This is a genomic window from Shimia isoporae (assembly GCF_004346865.1).
GTDB classification, from domain to species: Bacteria; Pseudomonadota; Alphaproteobacteria; order Rhodobacterales; family Rhodobacteraceae; genus Shimia; species Shimia isoporae.
Map to the genome: position 1 here is coordinate 1,999,074 of NZ_SMGR01000001.1, position 23,867 is coordinate 2,022,940.

Consider the following 23,867-nt stretch of genomic DNA (forward strand, 5'->3'; position numbering starts at 1 on the left):
GCAGCGCCCGAACCGCCCCCGTCAAACCGGAGGATTGCCTGTGGCAAAACGCGGGCGCTTCGCTTCCCCCCTTCGGATCGGGCGCGGTATCGACTTTCACCAACATCGCTTCACGCCCAGGGACGCCCCCTTTCGAGCGCTCGCTGCGCGAGCCTCTATCGGGCAATGGTGCGCTGGCCCAGGCGCCTGCGATACTGTTCCGGGCCGTGCTTAAAAATAGACTGGTCCGTGTAGCTAACCGTTGCGGCTGCTGGGGTACTCGCAATTGCGGCGAACAGCAGCAATGAGCCCAAATTGTGGATTCTGCACTGCGGACGAATGTCGGCTAATCAATCTAAAATTTGTTTACCGGTCGCAAACTCGTAAGATCGAGCGACGATCTGTTTCACAACCGTCAATTCGTCTTCATCACGCGGTGAGAAAATCATCACCAGCCCAGTTGGCCACTGCCCCTGTGACACCAGATAGTGGTCTTCGCCCCATCCCGCGCTCTTGATCTCAGGCACAACCTCGGCAGGTAAGACAAGGTGCATGCTGCCGTTGTCGGGCTTCGGATGGATGTGGGCAAACTCTCGTCCGATCATGAAAGAAGCATGATTGCCCGGCACTCCATCCTGCAAAATCAGGGCACGCGATCCGGGAACCGAAATGCCGCTGGCCTCGTTGTTGATGTTTGGCAGCGCAAAGCACCACGCGTGCAGCTTGTCGATGATCTCGTCCGGCCCGTGTTGGGTCAGCTGAGAATGAGGAAGTTGTCCAAGCGTCTTCGGCGCTGGCCCAGAGCGTGCTGGAAGGTTGAGGGAAGTGCGCATTGTCGACTCCATAGTGTTGCTTGGAATCAAGATATGCGTGTACTCAGACAAATAAATTTCAAAAATCAGCAAACAAGCTTTGCATGAAAGCACAGAAGTCTAGAGTGAACCAAAATCTTGAGTGGGCCGACATGCCTTACCTCTTGTCCGTCTGTGAGGCTGGTAGCCTTGCGGGTGCAGCGAGAATGCTTGGCGTGAACCATTCGACGGTTTACCGACGCATCGAGGCGGTTGAGAAACGCCTTGGCGTTCGCCTTTTTGAACGCCTTGCGCGGGGATACGTGATGACTCCGGCAGGGGAACGGTTCTATGAATTTGGCATTCAGTTGTGCGCTGGTATGGACGAGATTGAGCGTGAACTGGGCGGACAGGATTTGCGCTTGGAAGGCCCACTGACTGTCACAACAACGGACTCGCTTCTGCATTGTCTTTCGGGTCTCTTTGCGCAATTCCAACAAATGCACCCAGATATCGAACTGCGGTTGATGTCAGATGTCCAGTCGCTCGACCTCATTCAGCGGAACGCGGATATTGCGATCAGACCGACAAAGGCGCCCCCCGACCATTGGGTTGGACGCGACCTGACAAAACTGTCGTTTGCAACCTATGCCCATGGGGACTACTGGCGGGCCGTCCAAGATAAAGAACCCGAGGCCTATCATTGGGTGCTGCTCGGCGACGATTTGAACCAATCCCCGATGAGCAAACTCACCCTTCGATGCAAACACCGACGAGCCAAGTCCACAGTGCTCAATACGATGATGAGTGTGTTTGAAATGGTGAGCGCTGGCTTCGGCATTGCTGCGATGCCTTGTTATCTCGGGGAGAAACACAAGCACCTCATACGCATCCATGACCCCGACGACAGCGCCAATTGGCACTTATGGCTCTTGGCGCATCCAGACGTTCGGCGCAGTGCACGGGTAAATGCGTTTTATGACTTCGCGGCGAAAAATGTCGGCGACCAAGTGTTGGGGACGCCATAGCCCCGTAGTCCGTTCTGTGGTGCCGATGTACCGCTTTTGCATTCATTCCGGGCATAACTCTGGGCAGTTTCGATGTCAGCAAAGTCCCGCACACCTGACATCAATACCAACTCCGGCATACTCCACCGCTCCCAACTCTAGCCTGAGCACCCGACCGCGATCGTGCGCTCGCCCGGACACCTGCGGCGCTGATCCGAGCCGGTCCAACGGCCAACATGACGCCAAACCCAAAAACGACTCCCCTCTGTCGATTCCCCTCTAGTCCCCGCCACAAAATCCGTCATGCTGCCCCCATGCGCATGATCATTTCCTTCTCGGCCCTCTTCCTCTCCGTCATCCTGCTGCAACTCAGCTCCGGCGGCCTCGGGCCGATGGATGCGCTCTCCGGTCTGACGCTCGGCTTCACCACTGGTCAGATCGGTCTCTTGGGCTCGGCCCACTTCCTTGGATTCTTCATCGGTTGCTGGTGGGCACCGCGCCTGATGGGCTCGGTCGGCCATTCCCGCGCATTCGCCGTTTTCACCGCCATGGGGGCCATCGGCATCATCGGCCATTTCATTATCGTTGACCCCACCGCATGGGCCGTCATGCGCATCGCCTCCGGCCTTTGTGTGGCGGGCTGTTTCACCGTGGTCGAAGCATGGCTGCAATCCAAAGTCACCAACGAAACCCGTGGCCGCGCCATGGGCACCTATCGCGTGGTCGACATGGTCGCCTCTCTCGCCGCCCAGTTGGTGATCTCCGTCCTGTCGCCCGCCGAATATGTCTCCTACAACATCCTCGCGCTGATCTGTTGTGCCGCGATCCTGCCGTTGACGCTTACCACCTCGCAGCAACCCAAAACCCCCGAGGCCCCCCGCCTGCGCCCGGCACTCGCATGGTCCCGCTCCCCGCTCGCCGTCGCAGGCGTGATCGTCGCAGCGCTCAGCTCGGCCAGTTTCCGCATGGTCGGCCCTGTTTACGGCGCCGAAGTCGGCCTTGCGACAAGCCAGATCGCATGGTTTCTCGCTGCGTTCGTACTTGGCGGCGCGATTGCACAATATCCTGTCGGCTGGCTCGCGGATAAATTTGACCGTCGCTGGGTGCTGATCTGGCTTTCTGCCGCCGCGACCATTTCCTGCGCAACAACGGTCATCTTGGGCGGCAGCACAACGACCATCATGTTAAATGCCGCGTTCTTCGGTTTCACAGCCTTTCCGATCTATTCCGTTGCCGCGGCTCACGCCAACGACTTCGCGACATCCGAGGAGCGCGTTGAACTGTCCGCCGCTCTGATGTTTTTCTTTGCAGTCGGTGCCATCGGCGCACCTCTCTTTGCCTCGCGCCTCATTCAGGCCTTCGGCCCCGAAGCCCTTTTCATCCTAATTGCCGCCGGTCACGCCCTGCTGATCGTTTTCGGATTGTCGCGCATGCTCGCCCGTCCGACCGTCGAACACCGCACGCGTTATGTTTACGCGCCCCGCACGTCCTTCACGATCGGGCGCATCACAAGACGACAAAGAGAGAAACCGACACGCGTCGAAGAGGCCGAAAGCAATACCGACGAAAAACCGACGTGATGCCGACGTTTTGCAGTCAGCGCGTTCTGCCACTGGAACCGCTCCGCGCTTTGGGCTAGAGGAAACCCAAGTAACAGCTTGGAAATGCACATGGCGCGTCATCTGATCACCTCGGCACTGCCCTATATCAACGGCATCAAACACCTCGGCAACCTGGTGGGCAGTCAGCTTCCCGCCGACCTTTTTGCGCGTTACATGCGGGCGCGCGGCCATGAAGTTCTGTTTCTTTGCGCAACAGATGAACATGGTACCCCCGCCGAACTCGCCGCCGCAAAGGCGGGCAAGGACGTCGCGGATTACTGTGCCGAGATGCATGACGTTCAGGCAAAAATCGCCGACGGATTCCGCCTGAGCTTTGACCACTACGGCCGCTCTTCCAGCCCACAGAACCACGCACTGACGCAGCAGTTCGCGGGCCGCTTGGCCGAGATGGGCCTGATCCGAGAAGTCACTGAAAAGATGGTCTATTCCAACGCCGATGGCCGGTTCCTGCCGGATCGGTACATCGAAGGCACCTGCCCGAACTGCGGTTTTGAAAGTGCGCGCGGAGACCAGTGCGACAACTGCACCAAACAGCTTGACCCTACGGATTTGATCAATCCCTATTCGACCATTTCCGGCTCTACCGATCTGGAACTGCGCCAAACCAAACACCTGTTCCTTTGTCAGTCGCAAATGCGCGACAAACTGCAGGCATGGATCGACAGCAAAACCGATTGGCCCGTCCTGACAACGTCGATCGCCAACAAGTGGCTGAACGACGGCGATGGCCTGCAAGATCGCGGAATCACGCGGGATTTGGACTGGGGTGTTCCCGTTAAAAAGGGCGGTGAGGACTGGCCCGGCATGGAAGGCAAGGTCTTCTACGTCTGGTTCGACGCTCCCATCGAATACATCGCCTGTGCCCAGGAATGGGTGGACGCAGGCAAAGGCGACGACTGGCAGCGCTGGTGGCGAACCGACAAAGGTGCAGAAGACGTCACCTACACCCAGTTCATGGGCAAGGACAACGTTCCCTTCCACACCCTCTCTTTTCCGGCAACGATCCTGGGTTCTGAAGAACCTTGGAAATCAGTGGATTACATCAAATCCTTCAACTACCTGAACTACGATGGAGGTCAGTTCTCCACGTCGCGCGGTCGCGGTGTCTTCATGGATCAGGCGCTGGAAATCCTGCCGTCCGATTATTGGCGCTGGTGGCTCCTGAGCCACGCGCCGGAAAGCTCTGACAGTGAATTCACGTGGGAGAACTTCCAGCAATCCGTCAACAAGGACCTTGCGGATGTGCTTGGCAATTTCGTTAGCCGCGTCACCAAATTCTGCCGTTCCAAATTCGGTGAACAGGTGCCCGCCGGCGGGACGCTTGGCGAGACCGAAGAGGCGCTTATTGCCGATCTGACCAAACGCATTCGCGCCTATGAACAACACATGCAGGACATGGAAGTGCGCAAGTCGGCTCAGGAGCTGCGCGCGATCTGGGTAGCCGGTAATGAATACCTGCAATCCGCGGCGCCGTGGTCCACCTTCAAGGAAGATCCGGAAAAAGCTGCGGCGCAAATCCGCCTCGCACTCAACCTGATCCGGTTCTATGCCGTTATCTCAGCCCCGTTCATCCCGGACGCCGCTGCAACCCTGATGGCGGCGATGCAAACGGATGACGCCAGTTGGCCAGAAGACGTGTCCGCTTCGCTTTCCACTTTAGAACCCGGCCACGCCTTTTCAGTCCCCGATGTAACTTTCCGTAAAATTTCGGATGACGAGCGGGAAGAGTGGCAAGAAAAGTTTGCCGGAAAACGCGAAACCTGATCCCTCAAATTTCACAGGCCCTTCGGGGCCTGTTTTCATTTGGCATTCTCGCGATCGGCGCATTTGATTTACGTCAGTGACAGAGCAACGTTCGGTGGGTAAATTCATCAACAAGGCTATTGCCGCAGAATTGTACGCCAGAAGGAATACGACACATGGAATCCATTCTGAACTTGTTTTGGGGACTGATCGACGCGCTGCCCCCGGTTTTGACAGCTTCTTTGATGATGCTTTTTATCAGCGGCTTCGCAGCACTTGTTCTGCTCTTCGTCGTCGGTGCAATCACGCTGCGCAAAGAAGGCAAGTAATCAGGTGGTACCCGCGGCCGGACTCGAACCGGCACGGCCTATTCGGCCTAGAGATTTTAAGTCTCCTGTGTCTACCATTCCACCACGCGGGCAGCGGCAGGCGAAGCCTGCCAGCCGCGCGACCATAGCGCCTCGCGCTTTGGTGTAAAGTCACGAAATCAGAGTTCTTCGCCGGAATCGTCCGTCCGGAGTAAACTTCGCTCAGGCAGCCAGGGATTCAATTCAAGCGCCTCTGCCAACGCTTCTTGCGCATCGTCATCCCGACCCAAACCTATCAAGACCAACGCGCGCCCTGACATCGCTGCAACATGTTGGGGTGAAAGGGAAATGGCCTTTTCCAGATCGGGAAGTGCCGCAGCAAAGTCACTGCGCAAAAAGTTCACGAAGGCCCGCTGATTGTAGCCCTCGGCATAGTTGGGGCAATACTTAACCAGAGCATCGAAGTCGTCTCTGGCGCCTAGTAAATCCCACGACGCGCGTTTCCGCATTCCACGGTCAAGAATCTCCTGTGACACCTCGTCCGGTGCATCTGCATAGTATTCCCACAGTTTGTTGGAAATAATCTTCGCTGATGTTTCGTCTCTGGCTTCCTGCACCTGCAACAACAGCTCCGCGACCGGGACCGTGTGATCTGGCGCCTCAGGACAGGTCTGGGCCCACACCGGACCTGCCGCAAACAAAAGGAAAAGAAGGTGTTTCATGCACCAACGCTGCCACGAACAGCCAAACGACCAAAGTCACAACTCTGCGAGCCCGCTTTCTTTTACGGCTTGCATGGCGACGTAAGTGGATGTGCTGGCAACGTACGGCAACGTGGAAATCTTCTCGCCCAGTACCATTCGATACGTACTCATCGAGGTTGTCCGCACTTTCAGCAGGTAATCAAAATGACTGGCAATCATATGTGCCTGCTCAATTTCAGGGACTTCGCGAACCGCGGCGTTGAAGGCTTGAAGCGCCTTTTCGCGTGTTTCAGACAACTTAACCTCCACAAAAGCAACGTGATCCCGTCCCAATCTGATCGGATCAAGCATGGCTCGGTATCCTTTGATAACCCCGTCCTTTTCCATCTTACGCAACCGCGCTTGTGTCGGGCTTTTGGACAAACCGATTTCCTGTGCAAGATCTGTTATGGAAATCCGGCCATCCCGCGCGAGCACGTCAAGAATCGCGTGATCAAAGTGGTCGAGATCAATCTGTTCATTTTGCACTGCACAAACCTATTTCTAGAATCATTTTGACTTCCATTTTGGTCAAAAACAGTGAATTGACCCGATGTTGCTCCTGTATACTTCCTAAAATGGAGGAGCGCAAAATGTCCCAAGTCCGCAAATTGATCGACACCCAAACCTACGCTGACGAAACTTTACTGGTGAACGCATTGAAGGGTTCTGCGTCCCTCTCCGAAGCGGACCGTAAATCAATCTCCTCCGAAGGTGCGCATCTCGTCCGCCAAATTCGGGAGACTACGACCCCGGGCATGATGGAAGTCTTCCTTGCAGAATATGGCCTTTCAACAGACGAAGGCGTCGCGTTGATGTGCTTGGCCGAAGCACTTTTGCGCGTGCCGGATGCCGACACCATCGATGCACTGATCGAAGACAAGATCGCCCCTTCGGATTGGGGGCGGCACTTGGGTCAGTCATCTTCCTCTCTGGTGAATGCCTCCACCTGGGCTCTCATGTTGACGGGGCGTGTCATGGACGACAGGGACGGCGGTTTGATCGGCACTCTTCGTGGTGCGGTAAAGCGGCTTGGCGAACCTGTAATCCGCACCGCGGTTGCCCGCGCGATGAAAGAAATGGGACGTCAGTTTGTTTTGGGGGAAAACATCACATCCGCGATGCAGCGCGCTGAATCAATGGAGAAAAAAGGCTACAGCTATTCCTACGATATGCTGGGGGAAGCCGCAAAAACAGATGCAGACGCGATGCAATATCATCTTGCATACTCGCGCGCAATTTCGGCGATTGCCACGGCTTGTACCCACTCCGATATTCGGGAAAATCCCGGTATTTCGGTAAAGCTTTCCGCGTTGCACCCCCGCTATGAAGTCTCTCAAAGGGACCGGGTAATGTCCGAACTTGTACCGCGCTTGCGGTCCTTGGCCCTGCTGGCCAAGTCAGCGGGCATGGGGCTCAACATCGATGCAGAAGAAGCTGATCGGCTATCACTTTCAATGGACGTGATCGAAACTGTTTTGGCAGAACCAGCTTTGGCCGGATGGAACGGATTTGGCGTGGTCGTTCAGGCCTATGGCAAACGCGCCGGTGCAACGATTGACTATCTGTATGAAATTGCGACCAAGCTTGATCGCAAAATCATGATCAGATTGGTCAAGGGTGCTTACTGGGACACCGAGATCAAAAGAGCGCAAGTCGAAGGTCTTTCTGGGTTTCCAGTCTTTACTTCAAAGGTGGCAACCGACGTCTCCTACATCGCTAATGCTCGTAAACTGCTTGAAATGACGGACCGCATTTACCCGCAATTTGCGACGCACAACGCGCATACTGTTGCTGCTGTCCTGCACATGGCAAAAGACAAATCCTCTTTTGAATTCCAGCGCTTGCATGGCATGGGTGAAGCTTTGCACGACATCGTTCTAAAGCGTGAAAACACCCGCTGTCGCATCTATGCTCCGGTCGGGGCACATCGTGACTTGCTCGCGTATCTGGTGCGTCGCCTGCTAGAAAACGGGGCGAACAGCTCCTTCGTGAACCAGATTGTTGACCACGATGTTTCCGCAGAAACTGTCGCCCGTGATCCTTTTTCCGCGCTCGCTGATCCGCTGGCCCAGCTGCCCACAGGACCGGAACTATTTTTTCCGGAGCGACCGAATTCCATGGGTTTCGACCTCTCCGATTTGCCAACGCTTGACGCCATCGATACCGCCCGCGCGAATTTTAAGTCCGTAAAAACAACAGCGCATCCGCTTGTTGACGGAAGCTGTCGGCCCGAGCCGCCTCAACCGGTGGATAACCCATTTTCAGACGAAGACATTCCCGGCACCATTGCCACAGCGAGCGCTGAAGATGTTGAAACCGCGCTGAACGCCGCCAAACCTTGGTCCGCCCCGCCGTCGGACAGAGCTGCGATCCTGAACCGATCTGCGGACCTGTACGAGCAGAACTTCGGCGCCCTCTTCGCGCTGCTGGCACGAGAGGCGGGCAAAACCCCGCAAGACGCCGTCGCCGAACTGCGCGAGGCAGTGGACTTTCTGCGATACTACGCAGCGCGCATTTCTGACGCCTCACCGGTCGGCACCTTTACTTGTATTTCTCCATGGAATTTCCCTTTGGCAATCTTCACCGGCCAAATCGCCGCTGCATTGGCTGCAGGCAACGCTGTGCTCGCCAAACCCGCAGACCAGACGCCATTGATTGCCTTCGAGGCCGTTAAGCTCCTTCATGAGGCGGGCGTCCCCGTTTCCGCACTTCAAATGCTCCCGGGCGACGGGGCAACAATTGGCGCGGCGCTTACCTCCGATCCCAGAGTGGATGGCGTGGCCTTCACAGGTTCCACGGCAACGGCGCAACGCATCCGCAGAACAATGGCGCAAAACTTGGCACCTGGCGCCCCCTTGATCGCCGAGACCGGTGGTCTGAACGCGATGATCGTCGACTCGACCGCTCTACCGGAGCAAGCCGTTACGTCGATACTTGAGAGCGCCTTTCAATCCGCCGGACAGCGTTGCTCTGCGCTCAGGTGCCTTTATGTGCAGGAAGATATCGCCGAGTCGCTTCTAGAAATGCTCAAAGGCGCAATGAAAGAACTGCGGCTAGGCAATCCTTGGGCGCTTTCGACCGACAGTGGCCCGGTCATAGATTTAACCGCCCAAACAAAAATAGAGTCCCACATCCGAGTTGCGGAAGCGGAAGGCAGACTGCTGTTTCAGACGAAGGCTCCGAAAAACGGGAATTTCATTGCACCCACTCTGATCAAAGTCGGAAGCATCGCCGACCTTAAAGAAGAAATCTTCGGTCCCGTCCTTCACGTTGCAACATTTGCCTCGGACGAACTGGACGACGTGATCGATGCGATAAACGCCACGGGCTATGGCCTGACCTTCGGTTTGCAAACCCGCATAGACGACCGCGTGCAACACGTCTGCGAACGTGTTCACGCCGGCAACATTTACGTCAATCGCAACCAGATTGGCGCAATCGTCGGCAGCCAGCCTTTTGGCGGCGAAGGACTTTCTGGAACCGGTCCAAAAGCAGGTGGTCCACTTTATCTTACTCGGTTTTGCAAACCGGCGCCTGCCGAGAAGTCGTCTGTGGAATGGGATCACGACGTCGCTCCGGATGCTTTGCAATCTCGGATCGATAACACTCAAACCCGTGCAAGCAGCGATCACACATTGCTTCCCGGACCGACCGGCGAATCCAACAGGCTGACTACAGTGTCTCGGCCACCACTGCTGTGTCTCGGCCCCGGTGAAGAGCTGGCAAACCAACAAGTTGAGGCAGTAACGGCAATGGGAGGGAAAGCCGTGTCTTCCAAGGGGTCTGTGTCCCCCGAAGTGCTTGCCGAGATCGACGGTTTCTCGGGCGTTATTTACTGGGGGGACGCCAACACAGCGCGAGCGCTCGATGTTGCCCTCGCAGAGCGGGAAGGACCGTTAATACCGCTTGTGACGACGCAACCTGACGTCGCGCGCGTTATGGCCGAGCGGCACGTTTGTGTCGACACAACCGCCGCAGGTGGAAACGCCGCGCTTTTGGGTGGGGCGGGTTGACCTCACCGCGAGACCGTTTCACCTTGCGCCCATGTTTCCAATCCGTGACCATAACCCGTCCGGGCGTACGCCTTATGTTGTTTATGCCCTACTTGCGCTGAACGTCGCTATTTTTCTGTCTTATCAGCCTATTATGGACAATGCGCGTGCCCTGAACGCGTTCTTTGATGAATGGGCTTTGGTCCCGGGCGAAGTCACTCGAGGCATTGATCTGCACAGTGTCCTCACTTCGATGTTCCTGCACGGGGGATGGATGCATCTCGCAGGCAATATGCTGTTTTTGTGGATCTTCGGCGACAACCTGGAAGACGAGATGGGGCACGTCGGTTTTCTGGTTTTTTATCTCGCTTCCGGGACCGGCGCAGCGATCGCTCAAATCATCGCTGATCCAGCGAGCCAAATTCCAATGGTCGGAGCATCAGGTGCGATCGCAGGCGTGATGGGCGGCTACCTCCTGCTGTTCCCTAAGGCACGCGTGGATATCCTTCTGATACTGATCATTATTTTCCGTATTTTCACGGTTCCTGCGTGGTTGATGCTGGGGCTTTGGTTTGGCCTTCAGCTCTTTAGTGGCATCGCTTCCGACGCGTCCGGAGGCGGAGTTGCGTACTGGGCGCACGCAGGCGGCTTTGTTGTAGGCGCGATTCTGTGTTTGCCTGTTTGGCTCAAACGGGGCGCATCCAAATTTTGGGATCGCACTCAAGGCCACCCACCGCACCCCGAGGCGAAGTACCGCTTGAGCCGCTCATCAGTCCCAAGTGTGAGGAGACGCAAATGAGGCACAAACTGACATGTCACTGCGGAGCTGTGGAACTGGCAGTTACTCTTTCGGATGACCTCCGTACAGCGCGTCGATGCGATTGCTCGTTTTGTCGAAGGCGTGGCGCAGCTGCGGTAAGCGCGCCTCTGGATGGCATTGAAATTGTAAAAGGCGCAGACAATCTGACGCTATATCAATTCAACACAAACACGGCACAGCATTACTTCTGCAAGACTTGTGGGATCTATACGCACCACAAACGTCGATCCAATCCGAACGAGTTCGGCGTCAATCTGGGTGCTTTGGAAGGGGTGAACCCGCGCGATCTGGGCGACATCGGCTGGGTAGATGGCGTCAACCATCCCTCAGATCGCGACACCTGATAACGCAGGTGTGCGCTCAATAGCACCGAAATCCCCAGAGGCTCGCCTAGCCTTGACGGATGACCTTCGCAAACTGGCTGAAAACCGGTTCGTTTGCACAAAGAATTTCGCCATCTTCCAGGATGTCCGCGCCGTCGTTGATCGGTTCTACGAGACCACCGGCCTCTTTCACGATCAGCATGCCCGCAGCAAGGTCCCAAGAGTGTAGTCCGCGTTCCCAATAACCTTCGTATCGGCCTGCGGCGACATAAGCCAGATCAAGCGCGGCGGATCCGAAGCGACGGACCCCTGCTGTTGCCGGCAGAATACGGGCCAGGTCCTGCAGTGTTTCCGGAAGACCCGGCCGTGTTCCGAAGGGAAGACCGGTCGCAAAAACCGACTCCACCATACGGTGACGGCCTGAAACCCGAAGACGTAGGCTGTCGTTCAGCCATGCACCCTCGCCTTTTTCCGCATAGAACATCTCGTCCTTTGCTGCGTCAAAGACCACCCCCGCAACAATTTGACCCTTGTGTTCCAAAGCAATCGAGATCGCCCAATGCGGCATCCCATGCAAAAAGTTGGTGGTGCCATCCAATGGGTCAACGATCCAGCGACGGGTCGGGTCCTTGCCTGCGATCTCGCCACCTTCCTCGCCAAGCCATCCATAGGTAGGACGCGCGCCCAGGAGTTCTTCCTTGAGGATATTTTCCGCCGCAATATCGGCGCGGCTGACGAAGTCCCCTGCCCCTTTCATCGAGACTTGCAGGTTTTCTACCTCGCGAAAGTCTTTGACCAGAGACCGACCTGCTTTGCGGGCGGCTTTCATCATGATGTTCAGGTTTGCGCTCGTGGGCATGGAACGGCTCCTTTTGGCTCAGAGCGCGCGTATACGCCCCCAAACCCTATTTGCCAAGGCCATATCTGGGCTGGCAACACCCAATTGGAACGCCGCGTCACGAAACAGTGCGGATTCCCCCCCATGCTTGCGTCCTAGCCCCCGCAGGCGCACACTTTCGCCAAGCCACAAAGGGAGAGACACATGTCTGAGAAAATGCAGCGTATCACGCTTGCCAGCCGTCCAGTCGGCGAGCCGACCGACGAGAATTTCAATCTGGAGACTCTGGACGTGCCAGACATTGGCGAAGGCGAAGTTTTGGTGCGCAATCACTATATGTCGCTCGACCCCTACATGCGCGGTCGCATGGATGACGCAAAATCCTATGCGGCCCCAGTTCCGATCGGCGGCACAATGGAAGCCGGCACCGTGGGCGAGGTGATCGCCTCCAACCACCCAGGCTTTGCTCCGGGTGATTTCGCTTTCGGTATGCTGGGATGGGCCACGCACGGCGTCGGAAAAGGTGCGGAGATGCGCAAGCTTGATCCGAATCTTGCACCGATAACTACCGCCTTGGGCGTGTTGGGCATGCCTGGTTTCACGGGCTGGTTCGGTCTTATGGAATTCGGCAGACCCAAGGAAGGCGAAACTCTGGTGGTTGCCGCAGCAACAGGGCCGGTTGGGTCAATGGTTGGCCAAGTTGCCAAAAATCTTGGATTGCGGGTTGTGGGTATCGCGGGTGGTGCCGAGAAATGCAAGATGGCCGTGGAGACCTATGGGTTTGATGCTTGCATCGACCACTACGCTTTCGAAACGGCCAGCGACCTGCGCAAAGCGCTCAAAGCAGAATGTCCAAAAGGGATCGACATCTATTTTGAAAACGTTGGCGGCAAAGTCTTGGACGCCGTTTTGCCAATGATGAACCCGTTTGGTCGCATCCCGCTCTGCGGCATGATCGCTTGGTACAATGCTGGCGCGCTCGGTGCGGAAGCCTCTGCCGAAGCCTTGACCGGACCGCGCATGTGGCGGTCTATTCTGGTGAACTTCCTGTCTGTGAACGGCTTCATCATTTCCAACCACTTCGACAAATATCCGGACTTTCTCCGGGCCGTCGGTCCGATGATGGCGCAGGGAAAGATCGCCTTTGTCGAGGATATTGCCGATGGATTGGAAAACGCGCCCGAAGCCTTCCGCGGCCTCCTAAAGGGGCGCAACAAAGGCAAGCAGTTGGTCAAACTGATCTGAAACACAAAACGGCACCGAGTATATCGGTGCCGTTTGCTTTTCGTCGGGCGGGTCGCAGTGCGCGACCGGTCGGGTGGGCTTGACCATCCCCGCTTGCCCCCGCCCTCTCCCTTGCGGGATTTCCGGAGTTAGTGCAGCAAATATCCTTCGCTGGCCTTCAGGCTCGGTCGCGCATCCGTGCCATAAGCCGCCAAACCTTCTTCCTCGAGTTCGGGGAAAATTGCGAAAATCTCCTCGCGTACGTCCTGCCCCATCGCGGTCAGGCCAATCTCACCCGGCATGAAACTCTCGCTAGGCACACCTGCGGCATAGACGATCTCATGACTGTCAAACATGATGTGGACATACGTCACCTGACCACCTTCGATCTGTCGGACGTTTTCTCCGTTCACCATGCCGACAGCCGGGACAAGAACCTCGTTCTCGCCAAAGTTCACTTCTGCTCGCCAGCCAGTCACCAGCATCCGGTGTTGCGGTGACACGCGGAGCGGCACATCGTTTCCGATCGCGCCTTGCTCGAATTGAATGGGCGCCATCGTCCCTCGCGCCGGCACCGTCCTTTTGCCGGTCCAACGAACCGGCTGATATCCGTGGTCCATGGTCAGAACGAGGTCACCCGGCTCGAGGTCCTCGACCTTGCGCATACCCTTGTGAGTGACGATTTCCGTGCCCGCCGTAAAACAGGGGACGAAATCCCATTCTTCGCGATTTGCCGTTGTTCCGGTGTAAGAATTCCCAAGCAGACTATCAAAACTAATCGAACGGATTGCGCCCGCTTCAAGCGCGGCTTGATCCGCATTGTTTGAAAACTCCGGAGCAATGTAGGTATTGCCGTCCGTGTCCTGCATGACAACTGCCGTGAACGTCGCTGTCGTTCCGTCAATATACGTGATTGTCGCGTTATAGACCGACGTCGCATCAAACGTCTGAGCGGGACCGCCATCAATGCTGAATTGATCGTTGGGCGAGTTGTTCATGTTGTAGAAGGAACCGGGATCACCGACCGGCGAGAGTTCCACAAAATCATTCACCAAAGCGTCGCCTTCGCCTCCGAAGGTCATCCCTACCAGAGCACTGGCGTTTTCCGCAGTGTTGTTACCTTCGGTCGTATCGATGTCGGCCAATTGACCAATAGAGATAACGTTGAACGTCGTTGGCATGTAACTTTGCACAAAGGCATGGACCGCGAGCCACCGACAGGCGCCTCACAAACAATCCATCCCTTCCCCCTAGTAAGAACAGAACTGACCTTTCATGCCGCAAGGACACAGCCAGCGTCAGGGGGAGAATACGCAAATAATCGTCAATAAAGGGTTACGCACCTTGCAAACGGCGCGCCTCTTTGCCTGCGAGTCGGATCAAATCCTGCATATAGGGCTTTTCCAGATCTTCATCGCGCGTCGCCGCGAAGAGTTGTCGAGTAAGCCCCTGATTTGTAAGGGGTCTTGTGACGTAGTCTGATGAATACTTAACCTCTCGCACCACCCAGTCAGGCAGTACAGAAACCCCTCTATTGGAGGCCACCAACAGCAAAATTACTGCCGTTAACTCTGCCTGCCGGACGGATCCGGGTTCGACCTTGGCCGGAGTTAAGAGTTGCGAGAACACATCCAATCTGGATCGTTCCACGGGATACGTAATCAGGGTTTCGCCCCGAAAATCCTCGGCGTCTATCCAGCTTTTCTGGGCCAAAGGATGATTTGCAGACGCAACAAAAACGGGCGCATAGTCAAACAGGTGCGAAAACGAAACCCCGTTCAGGTTTTCCGGGTCGGAACTGACGACAAGGTCAACTTCTTCTTTTTGCAAAGCTGGCATCGCGTCAAACGCAAGGCCCGGTCTGATGTCCACATCCACGTCCGGCCAATCCTTGCGAAACTGCTCCAATACCGGGAAAAGCCATTCAAAACAGGCATGACACTCGATTGCGATGTGCAAGCGCCCTGATCGACCATCGCGAAGTCCGTTAAACTCCGCCTCAAGCTTTTCGACTTCGGGCAAAACCTGATTGGCCAACCGAAGCAACCTCAACCCGGCTGCGGACAGCTTCATCGGCTTTGATCTACGCACAAAAAGTTCGACCCCGGCCTGTTCCTCAAGCCCTTTGACCTGATGGGACAGCGCCGATTGCGTGATGTTGAGTTGTTCCGCGGCACGGGCCAATCCGCCACATTCGTGAATGGCGCGCACCGTGCGCAAGTGTCGAAATTCGATGTGCATCTTCATGTGAAGCTCATGACCTTCTTGAGGATTATGAATTTGCCTAAAACTGCCATCTATGGGACTTGAGGACAACCGCAAGTTAAGGATCGCCGATTATGACCACGCCTCAAGTTTCGTTTGAATTCTTCCCTCCTCAAAATCTGGAAGCGTCATTTCGGTTGTGGGACACTGTTCAGGCATTGGCTCCGCTCGACCCGAAGTTTGTCTCGGTGACCTATGGTGCCGGTGGCACAACACGAGACCTGACCCGTGACGCGGTGGCAACTCTGCACAAGTCTTCAGGCCTGAACGTCGCAGCACACCTCACTTGCGTGAACGCATCCAAAACCGAAACCCTCCAAATTGCACGCGGCTTCGCTGCTTCCGGTGTAAGCGAATTGGTCGCTCTACGAGGAGATCCGCCCAAGGGCGCCAACCGTTTCGAACCGCATCCCGATGGTTTCGCAAACTCAGTGGAGTTGATCGAGGCATTATCTGCGACAGGTGATTTTACCATTCGCGTAGGCGCATACCCCGAAAAACACCCCGAAGCCTCTGACATGAAAGCGGACATAGATTGGCTGAAACGGAAAATAGACGCGGGAGCTGCCGAGGCACTTACGCAATTCTTTTTCGAAGCGGATAGTTTTTTGCGCTTCCGCGATGCGTGTGCTGATGCCGGGATTGATGCCCCCATCGTCCCTGGCATCCTGCCTATCGAAAACTGGAAAGGCGCTCGCAACTTTGCGAAGCGCTGCGGTACAACCGTGCCAACCTGGCTTGAAGACGCTTTTGAAAAGGCAACTCGAGACAACCGCGAGGATCTGCTGGCGACCGCCGTTTGCACAGAACTCTGTTCCGACTTGTTGGAAGAAGGCGTTGAGGCGCTCCATTTTTATACGCTCAATCGTCCGGAGCTGACCCGCGATGTATGCCATGCGCTGGGGGTTACGCCTCAGGTTCGGTTGGAAAACGTGGCGTAACACGCCATTCGGCCACTTGCGGCGAAAGTCCAAATCCGGCCTCCTGCGTTTAACGCGGGAGATCTCTTTTATGACGCAACACCACTACGCCGAAAGCCCCAATGATCTGGCAACTCTGGAAACGGTCCTGTCCAAAACGGGTCTGGAATTCATGCGTGACATTATCGAAGGCCGCGTTGCGGGACCTCCTATCGGACAGGCTTTGGGGTTTCGCCCCATCATAGCCGAAGAAGGCATGGTCACGTTCGAAGGCACACCTGAGTTCCGCACCATGAACCCTTTGGGAACCGTACACGGCGGCTGGTATGGCACAATTTTGGACAGCTGCATGGCCTGTGCCGTACAAACCACCCTTAAGGCTGGGCAAATCTACACAACGCTCGAGTACAAAGTGAACATCATCCGCCCCATTCCGATTGGCACCACCGTACATGCCGTTGGCAAGGTGCAACACAGTGGTCGATCAACCGGCGTTGCGGTTGGCGAAATCCGTGGGAAAGAAGACAAACGCCTATATGCGACGGGCTCAACCACCTGCATTGTGATGGATGGGCCCAAACGCTGAACGACAAAGCTGGCGGATCTCCGGGTTTTCGTCACTTCTAGATCTTCGAGGCATTGGCCTTGGCCGTTGTCACGCGTAACACTGGCGCAATTCCAAGGAGCCAAGCCCATGTTTCAGAACTTCACCACATCTGCCAATCCGGAATTTGGACCAGCTCGCCTTGCCAGCTTGCGTGAGGTTATGTCAGCACGAGGGTTGGATGGGTTTCTGGTCCCCCGTGCGGACGCCCATCAAGGCGAATATGTAGCGCCATGTGATGAGCGCCTTTCATGGCTGACGGGGTTTACTGGCAGCGCAGGGTTCTGCGTTGTACTGGCTGACGTAGCAGGCGTATTTGTTGACGGCAGATACCGCACGCAGGTGCGCGAACAGGTCGCTGATTGCTTCACCCCGGTTAATTGGCCAGAAGTGCTGCCCGGGCCCTGGATCAGGGCAGCACTCAAGGCTGGTCGCGTTGGATTTGATCCAAAACTCTATACCGTAGGGCAAATTGCGGCGATTCAAGATGCTCTGGAAGGATCCGCTGTTGAACTGGTTGCCTCGGAAAACCTGATTGACCGCATCTGGGAGGACCGTCCCGCTCCACCGTCGGAACCGGCCGTCGTACAGCCGCTCTCATTTGCCGGCGAATCGCACCAAGACAAACGAATGCGCCTTGCTAAGTCCTTGAAAAAGGATGGGCACAGCGCTGCAGTTATCACGTTGCCCGACGAAATCTGCTGGCTGCTGAATATTCGAGGCGCCGACATTGCCCGCAATCCGCTCGCCCAAGGCTTCGCCGCTTTGCACGCAGACGGGCACGTAGATCTTTGGATGGACCCTCAAAAACTTGTAGACGTCAAAGACCACTTGAGCGCCGAGGTCCGTTTACATGATCAACACAGTTTCTGGGGTTCACTTGCAACCAAACTGTCCGGCAAAGAAGGCCCTGTGCGTCTGGACAAAGATAGCGTCCCTGTCGCCGTCAAAACTGCACTCGACGCCGCGGAAATAGAAACGGTTTTTGGTCCGGCACCGTGCGCCCTTCCAAAAGCGCGCAAAAACGCCACAGAGATCGCGGGTATGCGCGAAGCCCATCTGCGGGACGGAAGCGCTGTTGCGAACTTCCTCTCATGGTTCGACGCACAGGACAAAACAACACTCACAGAAATTGACCTTGTCACAAAACTCGAAGAGTGCAGACGCGCAACAAACGCGCTTCTCGAAATCAGTTTTGACACCATCGCCGGAGCCGGCCCCAACGGCGCGATCATGCACTACCGCGTGACCGAAGACACCAATCGTCAGTTAAAGGAAGGCGACCTGATTGTTCTGGACAGCGGAGGTCAGTACCGCGACGGCACGACCGACATAACACGCACTCTCGCCGTGGGTGACATAAACGAAGAAGCCAAGCGAGCGTTCACCCGCGTTCTTCAGGGCATGATTGCCGTTTCGAAACTGCGATGGCCGGTCGGGCTCGCTGGCAGCCATCTGGAAGCATTTGGGCGCGCGCCGCTCTGGAACGCGGGCCAGGACTTCGACCATGGTTTAGGGCACGGCGTCGGAGCTTACCTGTGCGTGCACGAAGGACCACAACGACTGTCACGGGCAGGTCATGTGCCCTTGGAAAAAGGCATGATCCTGTCAAACGAACCTGGCTATTACCGTCCGGGAGAGTTTGGCATTCGTATCGAAAACCTTGTTGTCGTAGACGAAGCCCCGTCGACGGCCGACAGCGACAGACATCGCGACATGCTCCAATTCGAAACGCTCACATTCGTTCCGATCGACCGCAATCTGATCACCCTGCACATGCTGACACCCGCCGAGGTCGACTGGATTAACGCCTATCACGAGACATGCCGTCACGTTTTGGAGCCAAGACTGGTTGGCGACGCGCGGTTATGGTTGGCTCAAGCCACCGCTCCACTGTAAAAGAGCGTTCTGGACAGACTGCCCGCTGACATAGTTCTGATACATTGCGCGGGGATAGAAGGCGGACGACAAGGACGCGACCGAGGGGAATACGATGACACGGATCACAATACGCAAAGCACCCGGCAACTGGACAATCCGCGCTGGCGGTGCCGTTATTGGCGAAAGCAGCAACGCGCTGGAACTCAGCGAAGGTGACTACGAGCCGGTGATCTATTTTCCGCGTGAAGATATCGCAATGGCGTTTCTGGACGAAAGTGCACACAGCACGCATTGTCCGTACAAAGGCGACGCATCCTATTTCTCGATTGTGACCAAAAGCCAAACGATCGAGAACGCCGCCTGGAGCTACGAAACGCCAATTGAGGCAGTCGAGAGTATCAAGGACCACATCGCGTTTTATTCGACTGACCTCGTCGCCGTTGAGCGTGTCTGATCCCTGTTGACGTAGGCAAGTCAGTGACCGACAAATCAGGTTATGACAGTTGAACTGATCGATCTGCGATACACGTGGCCCGGAAGCTCGCAACCGGTTCTCGACATAAAATCCTTTACTGTGAATGCAGGTGAACGCGTTTTGTTACGCGGGCCAAGCGGATGCGGAAAATCAACGCTACTGGCAGCACTGTCCGGTGTGATCGACGTTCCCGGTGGCTGTGTGCGCATTGCAGGACAAGACTTGGGCGCATTGGCGGGTTCGCAGCGTGACGCATTTCGCGCGGACCATATCGGCTTGATCTTTCAGGTGTTCAATCTGATCCCTTGGCTCTCTGCCCGTGACAATGTTCTTTTGCCCTGCAGGTTTTCTTCTGTCCGACGCCGACGCCTGTCCGATGCGGCCACAACAACTGCGACTGCCCTCCTCGACGCTTTGGGTTTGCAAGATCAAGCGGACTCGAAAGCCGGCACACTAAGTATCGGTCAACAACAGCGCGTCGCTGCGGCACGTGCCATGATCGGCGCTCCGGAATTGGTGTTGGCGGATGAACCAACCTCTGCACTCGATCCAGAGGCAAAGGACCGATTTATGGAATTGCTGAGCGCCGAGGCAGCTCGAACCGGCGCATCTCTTCTCGTGGTCAGTCATGATCCCGGCTTGGAACGGCACTTTGATCGGACCGTGCACATGACAGACATAAATGCAGCGGTGGTGGCACGATGATTGTTTATGCCTTCCAAAGTCTTTGGAACCGCCGTCTGGTCGTCGCTCTCACAGTCCTTTCATTGGCAATGGCGATTGCTCTTATTCTTGGGGTGGAACGGCTGCGCGACAGCGCTCGCGCTTCATTTGCCAACACTGCTTCGGGTATCGACCTGATTATTGCCCCGCGCGGTAATGACGTTCAGATATTGATGGCCACTGTATTCGGTGTCGGCTCCACGGGCACTGCCATGCAATGGGAGAGCTACGAAAAAATTTCCCGGATGCCCGGAGTTGGCTGGACGGTTCCATTGATGATGGGCGACAACCATCGCGGTTATCCGGTGATAGGAACCACGCCCAGCTATTTCGAGCACTTCCGCCACAGCGGCGGAAGTCAATTGATGTTTTCGGACGGCAGGCCATTCGGAACAGGTGATGAAGCTGTCATTGGCAGCGAAGTGGCGGTCCGGTTTGGCTACGGCATCGGTGACTCGCTGGTGAATGCTCACGGCGCAGGAGCGGTTTCCTTCGAGATGCACGACGATGCGCCATTTTCCGTTTCCGGTATTCTGAAACCCACCGGCACTGCTGTTGATCGGATGGTCTTCATTAGCACGAACGGCTTTGACGCCCTGCACGAAGGATATCGCCAGCCTGCGGCCGATCCCTTCTCTTCTGCGGCTGATGCGAAAACACAGGAACACCCTCAACAGATAAACGCCGTTTTTTTAGGACTTTCGCAGCGGACGGCGATCCTCGGAATTCAGCGTGCCTTGCAGACCGAGTCCGATGAGGCGCTTAGTGCCGTAATGCCAAACGTGGCCCTCCTGCAGCTCTGGTCAATCACAGGCACCGCAGAAGGCGCCCTACAACTCATGTCGATCGCGGTGGCTGCTGCGAGCTTGATCGGCATGGTGGTGATGCTCTCAGCGGCTCTGGAGGCACGTCGTCGCGAGTTTGCCATCCTGCGGTCAGTCGGCGCCGCTCCGCGAACAGTTTTTGGTTTGATTGTCTCGGAAGCCCTGATGATGGCGCTTATGGGAATTCTGCTAGGCTTGTTGCTCCTGACTGTAGCAGTCTTTCTTGCCAACCCGATCCTGTCCGCAAACTTCGGCTTTCGGTTGCAATTGGCCGCCTTCAGCGCCCACGAAATGCTGATAGTGCTCGCGGTATTTTGTTTTGCTGCTTTGGCAAGCCTTCTGCCAGCATGGCGGGTGTATCGCACGACTTTGTCCGACGGGTTGACGGCCCGTTTATGATTGGTTTCAGTGCGTTTGGAAAATGAGGCGGCAATGAAAAAATTCCTAATCCCTGCGGCATTTGTGTTGGTGGCATCAATCGCACAGGCTTCCGAGCCACAGGCCGTCGGGTGGTCTGATCTTGCACCGCCTGTCACCCCATACGAAAACCCGTTTGAAGCGCTTTCCAGCAAGCAAATGAATCGTCTGGCGCATCTATTGCAATTGCGGACACTTGCGGACACGGGAACCGACGCTACGGCAGCGGAAGACGCCCAAATTTTGGAACAGGAACTCATCGCAGACGGGCTGGATGTGGATTTCCTTTTCGCAGAACGCGAGCGGATCATGAACGTTCGCATGAACGACGCTACCGCGCCGAACGAAGAGGTGGTCGGGAAAAACATTCGGATCCCGGGATACTTGCTTCCACTGGAGATCAAGGACGGGCGGGCTGTCGATTTTCTGTTGGTTCCGACGGTGGGGGCTTGCATCCATACGCCGCCGCCTCCAGCGAACCAGATTGTCCACGTTTCCTATCCTGAAGGCTTCGAAACGAAGGGCCTCTACACACCCATCTGGCTTTCTGGGGAACTCGTCAGTGACTATCAACAAAAGTCGCTTTGGTTGGTGGATGGCAACACCAATGTAGACGTCACATACACGATGAATGCGACATCCGTCGAACTCTATTCGGCGTCCGAATAAGCCGGATCAGGAATGCTCTTCCGCAGCGGTATCTGAGAGGGCCTTGTTGAAAGCCCGCAAGGCATCGACGTGAAACACTGCCCCCAATAGCTCTGGAGGTTGCCCTTCTCCGCCAAGCGTCACCACAGGTACAAACGCGGCACCCGAAGCTTCGAACATCGGCATCACACTCTCCAATGTGGCGCTGGCATCGACATAGCTGCCTTCGGCAACCATTTCCCAACACCGTTCTTCGGGCGCGGCCTTAGGATCACTCTGCGATCGCATGACACCCGCAACTGAACAAATCGACAAGAGATACGCTTGTGGTCCAGCTGCGATGTGCACTCCGCGCCGTTCCAGTTGGGTCAAAAAGAACGATTGATCCACCAGACGCGAACTCAGCGCCGTGGAGATAGACACGGCAACCATCACAGCCAGCCCCGTTTGCCAGTCTCCCGTCATTTCGAACACGATAAGTGTTGTGGAAATCGGCGCTCCCAACACAGCGGCGGCAACCGCCCCCAATCCCGCAAGCGCATAAAGCGTGGTGGTTCCCGAAACGTCGGGGAAAATCGCAGTGGCAATCAGACCAAAAGCCAAACCGGTCAACGCTCCGACCATGAGCGCGGGAGAAAACACTCCGCCCCCCATGCGGCCGGCCATTGTGATCGACACAGCTATAACCTTCAGAACCGCAAACACCACAGCTTCGTGCAAAACGAGTTGTCCGGTGAGTGCAGCAGAAGTGGTTTCATACCCAACTCCGATGATATGCGGAAAGTAAATGGCGATCCCGCCAAGTAAGGCACCAGAGATTGCAGGGCGGAGCCAGCGAGGTATACGCAGGTCTTCCTGCAAGTGGCTAGCCATGTCCTCGGACCAGAAGATCGTCCACATAAGAGCCACTGCAACCAGTCCGCATAAACCACCCAGCATCAGAAACGCTGGCAGTTCCTGATAAAACTGCAACGCCGTTGCCGTAGGCAGCGTAAACTCCGTAACGTCCCCGAACTCCAGCCGGTTGATCACTGTACCCGCCACTGAGGCGATGACAATGGGAGCAAATGCATGCACAGCAAAGTGGCGCAGGACCACTTCCAAAGCGAACAATGCGCCCGCTATGGGCGCGTTGAAAGATGCCGAAACCGCCGCTGCCACAGCACAGCCGAGCAGATCTCTCCCAGTGATCCCGTCCGCCTTGATACGATCGCTGACCCACGTCGCGATCGCGCCAGCCATGTGAACAACGGGTCCCTCCCGCCCGGTTGAGCCACCGGAACTCAAAGTGATCAGAGACGCCAAAGCCGAGGCCACACCGGCCTTGCGCTCAACACGCCCCTCATACAGAGCCGCACCCTGTATCACGTCCGCGACCGAACGAACCCGGCCGTCTGGCGTGAAGTTGTGAAGAATGATACCGACAACAAGCCCGCCAACCGTCGGAATGACGAGCAACCAGAACCATGGCAAAGTGTTTGCAAAAGTGTGCAACTGCGTCAGGTCTTCAGTGCCATAGAGCGTTGATTGTAGCCAATGAATGCCCTTGCGGAAGGCCAGAGCGGCAAACCCTGCGGCAATCCCGATGCCCAATGCTATTAGCCAGAACTGGAACTGGCTTGGCCCCTTGTCCACCAGCACACGCCACCCGCCGCGACAGGTCTCTGCCGCCTCATGCGCGCTTTCTTTCAGGAACGAGCCAACGGACTTCGCCATA

At 56.2% G+C, this 23,867-nt stretch carries 22 protein-coding genes and 1 tRNA gene; 15 read left to right on the plus strand and 8 right to left on the minus strand.

Translation table 11 applies throughout. From position 1 onward, the window contains the following. Positions 1-329: 329 nt before the first annotated feature. Positions 330-812, minus strand: a complete 483-nt coding sequence (locus BXY66_RS09825) for a luciferase domain-containing protein (RefSeq protein ID WP_132859934.1) — start codon at positions 810-812, stop codon at positions 330-332. An 83-nt stretch (positions 813-895) separates the two neighbouring features. Between BXY66_RS09825 and BXY66_RS09830 the strand changes: the two genes are divergently transcribed. The 4 genes from BXY66_RS09830 (at position 896) to BXY66_RS20460 (ending at position 5,471) form a co-directional block, all read left to right on the plus strand. After that, on the plus strand, positions 896-1,798 hold the full coding sequence (locus BXY66_RS09830; RefSeq protein WP_207911301.1) for a LysR family transcriptional regulator: 903 nt from the start codon (positions 896-898) through the stop codon (positions 1,796-1,798). Positions 1,799-2,091: 293 nt separating this feature from the next. Next, the gene (locus BXY66_RS09835; RefSeq protein WP_132859936.1) at positions 2,092-3,357 is read left to right on the plus strand and encodes an MFS transporter; all 1,266 of its coding nucleotides are present in this window, start codon (positions 2,092-2,094) and stop codon (positions 3,355-3,357) included. A gap of 90 nt (positions 3,358-3,447) precedes the next feature. Next, positions 3,448-5,163, plus strand: coding sequence for a methionine--tRNA ligase (metG, locus tag BXY66_RS09840; RefSeq protein ID WP_132859937.1), 1,716 nt, complete (start codon positions 3,448-3,450; stop codon positions 5,161-5,163). Between the two features lie 155 nt (positions 5,164-5,318). Further along, positions 5,319-5,471 carry a hypothetical protein gene (locus tag BXY66_RS20460; RefSeq protein WP_165929144.1) on the plus strand — a complete coding sequence of 51 codons (153 nt, stop codon included), beginning with the start codon at positions 5,319-5,321 and terminating at the stop codon, positions 5,469-5,471. A 5-nt stretch (positions 5,472-5,476) separates the two neighbouring features. On the opposite strand, the gene BXY66_RS09845 is transcribed toward BXY66_RS20460, so the two are convergent. The 3 genes from BXY66_RS09845 to BXY66_RS09855 form a co-directional block, all read right to left on the minus strand. Beyond that, positions 5,477-5,563, minus strand: a tRNA-Leu gene (locus BXY66_RS09845). Positions 5,564-5,629: 66 nt separating this feature from the next. Beyond that, positions 5,630-6,172 (minus strand): tetratricopeptide repeat protein, encoded by a 543-nt coding sequence (locus BXY66_RS09850; protein WP_132859938.1) that lies wholly within the window; start codon positions 6,170-6,172, stop codon positions 5,630-5,632. A 36-nt stretch (positions 6,173-6,208) separates the two neighbouring features. Then, positions 6,209-6,682, minus strand: coding sequence for an Lrp/AsnC family transcriptional regulator (locus BXY66_RS09855; protein WP_132859939.1), 474 nt, complete (start codon positions 6,680-6,682; stop codon positions 6,209-6,211). A gap of 104 nt (positions 6,683-6,786) precedes the next feature. Between BXY66_RS09855 and putA the strand changes: the two genes are divergently transcribed. Genes putA through BXY66_RS09870 form a run of 3 tightly spaced genes read left to right on the plus strand, consistent with a single transcriptional unit; the run spans position 6,787 to position 11,352 of the window. Then, positions 6,787-10,209, plus strand: coding sequence for a bifunctional proline dehydrogenase/L-glutamate gamma-semialdehyde dehydrogenase PutA (gene putA, locus BXY66_RS09860; RefSeq protein ID WP_243694338.1), 3,423 nt, complete (start codon positions 6,787-6,789; stop codon positions 10,207-10,209). Positions 10,210-10,240: 31 nt separating this feature from the next. Next, positions 10,241-10,987, plus strand: coding sequence for a rhomboid family intramembrane serine protease (locus BXY66_RS09865; protein ID WP_132860410.1), 747 nt, complete (start codon positions 10,241-10,243; stop codon positions 10,985-10,987). Then, positions 10,984-11,352: a GFA family protein gene (locus BXY66_RS09870; RefSeq protein WP_132859941.1), complete on the plus strand. Its 369-nt coding sequence runs from the start codon at positions 10,984-10,986 to the stop codon at positions 11,350-11,352. Before BXY66_RS09865 ends, BXY66_RS09870 begins: the two co-directional genes overlap by 4 nt. A gap of 46 nt (positions 11,353-11,398) precedes the next feature. Here the strand turns inward: BXY66_RS09870 and BXY66_RS09875 are convergent, their stop codons facing one another. Beyond that, positions 11,399-12,190 carry an inositol monophosphatase family protein gene (locus BXY66_RS09875; protein WP_132859942.1) on the minus strand — a complete coding sequence of 264 codons (792 nt, stop codon included), beginning with the start codon at positions 12,188-12,190 and terminating at the stop codon, positions 11,399-11,401. 183 nt (positions 12,191-12,373) lie between these two features. On the opposite strand from BXY66_RS09875, the gene BXY66_RS09880 reads away from it, so the two are divergent. After that, a complete protein-coding gene (locus BXY66_RS09880; RefSeq protein WP_132859943.1) occupies positions 12,374-13,414 on the plus strand; it encodes an NADP-dependent oxidoreductase in 1,041 nt (346 codons plus the stop codon). A gap of 128 nt (positions 13,415-13,542) precedes the next feature. Here the strand turns inward: BXY66_RS09880 and BXY66_RS09885 are convergent, their stop codons facing one another. Both BXY66_RS09885 and BXY66_RS09890 read right to left on the minus strand, forming a co-directional pair. After that, on the minus strand, positions 13,543-14,574 hold the full coding sequence (locus BXY66_RS09885; protein ID WP_132859944.1) for a Hint domain-containing protein: 1,032 nt from the start codon (positions 14,572-14,574) through the stop codon (positions 13,543-13,545). Positions 14,575-14,728: 154 nt separating this feature from the next. Continuing rightward, positions 14,729-15,634: a LysR family transcriptional regulator gene (locus BXY66_RS09890; RefSeq protein WP_132860411.1), complete on the minus strand. Its 906-nt coding sequence runs from the start codon at positions 15,632-15,634 to the stop codon at positions 14,729-14,731. Positions 15,635-15,732: 98 nt separating this feature from the next. Between BXY66_RS09890 and metF the strand changes: the two genes are divergently transcribed. From metF to BXY66_RS09925, 7 genes are all read left to right on the plus strand, one after another. Beyond that, positions 15,733-16,599 (plus strand): methylenetetrahydrofolate reductase [NAD(P)H], encoded by an 867-nt coding sequence (gene metF, locus BXY66_RS09895; protein WP_132859945.1) that lies wholly within the window; start codon positions 15,733-15,735, stop codon positions 16,597-16,599. 70 nt (positions 16,600-16,669) lie between these two features. Beyond that, entirely contained in the window at positions 16,670-17,164 is a 495-nt protein-coding gene (locus BXY66_RS09900; protein WP_132859946.1) for a PaaI family thioesterase, read from the plus strand. 108 nt (positions 17,165-17,272) lie between these two features. After that, the gene (locus tag BXY66_RS09905; RefSeq protein WP_132859947.1) at positions 17,273-19,081 is read left to right on the plus strand and encodes an aminopeptidase P family protein; all 1,809 of its coding nucleotides are present in this window, start codon (positions 17,273-17,275) and stop codon (positions 19,079-19,081) included. 94 nt (positions 19,082-19,175) lie between these two features. Then, positions 19,176-19,517, plus strand: a complete 342-nt coding sequence (locus BXY66_RS09910; RefSeq protein ID WP_132859948.1) for a DUF427 domain-containing protein — start codon at positions 19,176-19,178, stop codon at positions 19,515-19,517. Positions 19,518-19,559: 42 nt separating this feature from the next. Next, the gene (locus tag BXY66_RS09915; protein ID WP_132859949.1) at positions 19,560-20,243 is read left to right on the plus strand and encodes an ABC transporter ATP-binding protein; all 684 of its coding nucleotides are present in this window, start codon (positions 19,560-19,562) and stop codon (positions 20,241-20,243) included. Then, on the plus strand, positions 20,240-21,484 hold the full coding sequence (locus tag BXY66_RS09920; RefSeq protein WP_165929145.1) for an ABC transporter permease: 1,245 nt from the start codon (positions 20,240-20,242) through the stop codon (positions 21,482-21,484). Before BXY66_RS09915 ends, BXY66_RS09920 begins: the two co-directional genes overlap by 4 nt. 33 nt (positions 21,485-21,517) lie before the next feature. Next, positions 21,518-22,171, plus strand: a complete 654-nt coding sequence (locus BXY66_RS09925) for a DUF3299 domain-containing protein (RefSeq protein ID WP_132859950.1) — start codon at positions 21,518-21,520, stop codon at positions 22,169-22,171. A 6-nt stretch (positions 22,172-22,177) separates the two neighbouring features. Here the strand turns inward: BXY66_RS09925 and BXY66_RS09930 are convergent, their stop codons facing one another. Further along, entirely contained in the window at positions 22,178-23,866 is a 1,689-nt protein-coding gene (locus BXY66_RS09930; protein WP_132859951.1) for a chloride channel protein, read from the minus strand. Position 23,867: the final 1 nt, after the last annotated feature.